This is a genomic window from Streptomyces sp. WELS2 (genome assembly GCF_013870595.1).
In the GTDB taxonomy this organism is placed as follows: Bacteria; Actinomycetota; Actinomycetes; order Streptomycetales; family Streptomycetaceae; genus Streptomyces.
Genome location: NZ_JACBWZ010000521.1, coordinates 1 through 4523, shown reverse-complemented (window position 1 = coordinate 4523; position 4523 = coordinate 1). Strand labels below are relative to the sequence as shown.

The 4523-nt window shown below is 71.8% G+C and carries 3 protein-coding genes and 3 pseudogenes; 4 read left to right on the top strand and 2 right to left on the bottom strand.

Annotated features, from left to right (window positions below; translation table 11 throughout):
- Positions 1-557: pseudogene (locus H5J33_RS24695) on the bottom strand (ABC transporter permease); the annotation flags it as partial.
- Positions 558-684: 127 nt separating this feature from the next.
- On the opposite strand from H5J33_RS24695, the pseudogene H5J33_RS38420 reads away from it, so the two are divergent.
- From H5J33_RS38420 to hutI, 3 genes and pseudogenes are all read left to right on the top strand, one after another.
- A pseudogene (locus H5J33_RS38420) lies at positions 685-1080 on the top strand (MarR family winged helix-turn-helix transcriptional regulator); the annotation flags it as partial.
- A pseudogene (locus H5J33_RS24685) lies at positions 1060-1284 on the top strand (formimidoylglutamate deiminase); the annotation flags it as partial. The pseudogenes H5J33_RS38420 and H5J33_RS24685, both read left to right, overlap by 21 nt.
- A 20-nt stretch (positions 1285-1304) precedes the next feature.
- Positions 1305-2516 carry an imidazolonepropionase gene (gene hutI / locus H5J33_RS24680; RefSeq protein ID WP_181797077.1) on the top strand — a complete coding sequence of 404 codons (1212 nt, stop codon included), beginning with the start codon at positions 1305-1307 and terminating at the stop codon, positions 2514-2516.
- Between the two features lie 118 nt (positions 2517-2634).
- On the opposite strand, the gene H5J33_RS24675 is transcribed toward hutI, so the two are convergent.
- Entirely contained in the window at positions 2635-3531 is an 897-nt protein-coding gene (locus H5J33_RS24675) for an RNA polymerase sigma factor SigF (RefSeq protein ID WP_181797076.1), read from the bottom strand.
- Between the two features lie 248 nt (positions 3532-3779).
- On the opposite strand from H5J33_RS24675, the gene H5J33_RS24670 reads away from it, so the two are divergent.
- Positions 3780-4157 carry an STAS domain-containing protein gene (locus H5J33_RS24670; protein ID WP_181797075.1) on the top strand — a complete coding sequence of 126 codons (378 nt, stop codon included), beginning with the start codon at positions 3780-3782 and terminating at the stop codon, positions 4155-4157.
- The last annotated feature ends 366 nt before the right edge of the window (positions 4158-4523 follow it).

The following is a 4523-nucleotide window of genomic DNA, read 5'->3' as shown; positions in this document are numbered from 1 at the left end:
CGGCCTCGCGGATGGTGCGACTGCCGCCGGGCGTGGACGAGAAGACCTTCCACCCCGCCTCGGTCGCCGCGATCGGCGACCGAGGCGTAGGAGCCGATGCTGACGGCGATCATCAGGAAGAACAGGCCCTGCCCGGTGGGGTCGTCGGCGACCGGCCGGGCCACGTCGGTGATCTTCAGCGGCACGCCCCGCGCGGCGGCGACCGGGGTGAAGACCTTCTCGACGGCCATGGCGCCCATGTCGGAGGCGGCGCTCGCCACCAGCAGCTCGGGCGCCTTGGCCTTCGGCACGTAGGCGCCGGTGACTTCGCGGGACTCGAGCAGGCCGACGGCGTCGGCGCGGGTGGCCACCGTGCGCACGTCGAGCTTCTCACCGGCGGTGTCCTTGACCGTCTGCGCGAAGACCTTGGCCTGCGGGGTGGTGCCGACGACGGCGACCGGCAGGTGGTGCGGCTCGGGGGTGACGAACGCCCCCATGTACGCGAGCCCCATGCCCACGCACATCAGCAGCGGGGTGATCAGGTGCGTGAGCACATGGCGCAGTGCCGGTGACCTCATCGCGCGCGACCTCCAAAGGTTGGCTTATACAACTTTCACTTCAAGTTGTACTATACAACCAGAAACCCCGGAGGAGGTATTTCCCGTGAGCGCAGCGGAGTCGGCCATCGAGACGATCCAGCGTGAGATGACCACCTTCGCCCGCCGGGCCCGCGCCTCGGCGGGCCGTATGCACCCCGAGCTGTCCCTGGTGTCGTACACCCTGCTGGGACACCTGGAGGAACGCGACGGCTGCCGGGCGACCGACCTGGCGGCCCACTACGCCCTGGACAAGTCCACGGTGAGCCGGCAGGTGGCGGCGCTGGAGCGGGCCGCTCTGATCGAGCGCCGGCTGGACCCGGAGGACCACCGGGTCCAGGTGCTGCACCTGACGGACGCCGGCCGGGAGATCCTGGCCCAGGTCACCCGCAGCCGCCGGGCGGCCTTCCGGGAACGGCTCGCCGAGTGGCCCGAGGAGGACCTGGTGCGGTTCGCGGGGTACCTGGAGCGGTACGGCACCCTCCAGCCCGGCGCGCTCGCCGACCTGACGACGATCGCCCTGGACTCGGTCAGGACGGCCGGGCCACCGCCCCGGCTGGGCGCCGAGACGGCCGTATTCGCGGCGAGCGCGGCGGACGTACGGCACACCGTCGTGGGCGGCCGGCACATCGTGCGCGACGGGGCGCACACGCTCGTCCCCGATGTGCCGCAGGCCCTGGCGCGGGCCGTCGAGACCCTCCGCGCCTGACGACCACCCACGAGGACACCATGAGCAGCAGCACCGTCATCACCAACATCGCCACGCTGGTCACCAACGACCCCTCCCTCGGAGGGGGGTCCCCCCGCTCGAGCAAATTCGAGAGTGGGGGAGGATCGCCCCTCGGTCTGATCCGGGACGCGGCCGTCGTCATCGACGGCGACCGGGTCGTGTGGACCGGTGAGTCGAGCAAAGCACCCGCCACCGACAACCGGGTCGACGCGGGCGGCCGGGCGGTGCTGCCGGGCTTCGTCGACTCCCACTCCCACCTGGTCTTCGCAGGGGACCGGACGCAGGAGTTCAACGCCCGCATGTCCGGCCGCCCCTACACCGCGGGCGGCATCCGCACCACGGTCGCGGCCACCCGCGCCGCGAGCGACGCGGAACTGGAGGCGAACCTCACCCGGTACCTCGCCGAGGCCCTGCGCCAGGGCACGACCACGCTCGAGACCAAGTCGGGCTACGGCCTCACGGTCGAGGACGAGGCCCGCGCCCTGCGCCTGGCCGCCCGGCACACCGAGGAGGTGACGTACCTCGGCGCGCACGTCGTCAGCCCGGACTACGCCGACGACCCGGCGGCCTACGTCGCCCTGGTCACCGGCGAGATGCTGGACGCCTGCGCGCCGCACGCCCGCTGGATCGACGTGTTCTGCGAGAAGGGCGCCTTCGACGGCGACCAGGCCCGCGCCGTCCTCACGGCGGGCAAGGCGAAGGGCCTGCACCCGCGCGTCCACGCCAACCAGCTCGGCCACGGCCCCGGCGTCCGATTGGCCGTGGAACTGGACGCGGCCAGCGCCGACCACTGCACCCACCTGACGGACGCGGACGTCGACGCCCTGGCGAACAGCAACACGGTCGCCACCCTGCTGCCCGGCGCCGAGTTCTCCACCCGCGCGAAGTGGCCGGACGCCCGCCGCCTGCTGGACGCGGGCGTGACGGTCGCCCTGTCCACCGACTGCAACCCGGGCTCGTCCTTCACCTCGTCCGTGCCCTTCTGCATCGCCCTGGCCGTCCGGGACATGCGGATGACCCCGGACGAGGCGGTGTGGTCGGCGACGGCGGGCGGCGCGGCCGCCCTGCGCCGCACCGACATCGGCCGGCTGGTCCCGGGCGCCCGGGCGGACCTGCTCCTGCTCGACGCACCGAGCCATGTCCACCTGGCCTACCGTCCGGGCGTGCCGCTGGTCGACGCGGTGTGGCGCGCGGGCGTACGCGTCGTCTGACCGGCCGCCGGACGGCCCGGCCCGCGTTCCGGGAACACCGACGGGTGTGAAGCCCCCGGCGGGCGGTCCGGCCCCGGCGGCCGGACCGCTCACCGCGGTGCGCGACGTGCCGCGCGGGTCACTCCTCCAGGGTCAGCCCCTTGCGCAGCCGCACCAGCGTGCGCGACAGCAGCCGGGACACGTGCATCTGGGAGATGCCCAGTTCCTCGCCGATCTCCGACTGGGTCATGTTCGCCACGAAGCGCAGGGAGAGGATCTTCCGGTCCCGGGACGGCAGCGAGGCGATCAGGGGCTTGAGGGACTCGATGTACTCGATGCCCTCGAGCCCGTGGTCCTCGTAGCCGATGCGGTCCGCGAGCGCGCCCTCGGAGTCGTCCTCCTCGGGCTGGGCGTCCAGCGAGGAGGCGGTGTAGGCGTTCGAGGCGGCCATGCCCTCGACGACCTCCTCGCCGGAGATGCCGAGGCGTTCGGCGAGTTCCGCGACCGTGGGCGCGCGGTCCAGCTGCTGCGCCAGCTCGTCGCCCGCCTTGGCGAGGTCGAGGCGCAGCTCCTGGAGCCGGCGCGGGACCCGCACGGACCACGAGGTGTCACGGAAGAACCGCTTGATCTCGCCGATGATGGTGGGCATCGCGAAAGTGGGGAACTCGACGCCGCGGGAGAGTTCGAAGCGGTCGATGGCCTTGATCAGGCCGATGGTGCCGACCTGGATGATGTCCTCCATCGGCTCGCTGCGGGAGCGGAAGCGGGAGGCGGCGAACTTGACGAGCGCGAGGTTGAGCTCGACGAGCGTGTTGCGGACGTACGCGTGCTCGTAGGTCCCTTCCTCCAGCGACTCCAGGCGCTCGAAGAGGGTCTTGGACAGGGCCCGCGCGTCGACCGGGCCGATCTCGTCGTAGGGGGGGATCTCCGGGAGTCCCTCGAAGGGGTCGAGGGGGTCGATGGGATGATCCAGCTGAACCGGTGGGGGTGTCGACGTCGCTATCGGGGTATGCGATGCGTCGAGCCGGGGTGACATGGGTGTCCTCCATCGTTCTCGGCATATGGCTGCCGAAGCCAGTACGTGCACTGCGGTGTGCGGCGCCTCCGAAGCCGGCGTGTAGGGGTGTGTGTCCTTACTAGCCCTACCCGCTGTACCGAGCGAGTCGCAAGTGCGTTCTGTTGCGGTATGTCCGATTGTGTGCGGATGTTCGGGTGTCGGAGTGCGCAGGGAAGGCGTAATGTTCGAGGGCATCAGCAGCCACGACCTCGGGAGAGAGAGACGGCATGGACCACGGGACGGTCGGCAGCGCACAGTCGGGCCGGCTTCTGGTGGAGGTGCGGGAAGAGGGCTCCAGCGCCGTTGTGACACCGGCGGGCGAGCTCGACCACCACACCGCCGATCTTCTGCGTGAGCCCCTCGACGACCTGCTGGACAAGGGCTTCTCACGGCTCGTCGTGGACTGCTCCCGCCTGGAGTTCTGCGACTCCACGGGACTGAACGTCCTGCTCGGCGCCCGGCTGAAGGCGGACGCCGCCGGCGGCGGGGTCCACCTGGCCGGCATGCTGCCGGTGGTGGCCCGGGTGTTCGAGATCACCGGGGCCGAGACGGTCTTCACCGTCCACGACTCCGTGGAGGCCGCCCTGGCCGACGGTGCCGGCTGAGCCGCCGTGCCCTGCCGTACGGACGGGTCCGCGCCCGGCCCCCGAGGGCGTTGTGCGGGTCACCCGAACACGGGGGTGTTCCCTGGGATCGGTCGGGCAGGAGAGGGCAGAAGAAGACGGGGGACGGCCCGGCCGCACGCGCACGGGGCGCGCGTCCGGCACATGGGCGGCCGGTCCCCGGGTGGTGCGACGGCCGGCGCGGCCGGCGCCCGACGTCCGGTGCCTTGACCGGACCACGGACCGCGGTGCCGCTTGGCCCGCTGACCGGAATTTTTGTAATCGTGAACTGGTGAATCGGTGAGGTGAAGCGCTGCACGGCGTCCAGCTGTGGGTGGCGCTGCCGGACGAACACCGGCACACCGCCCG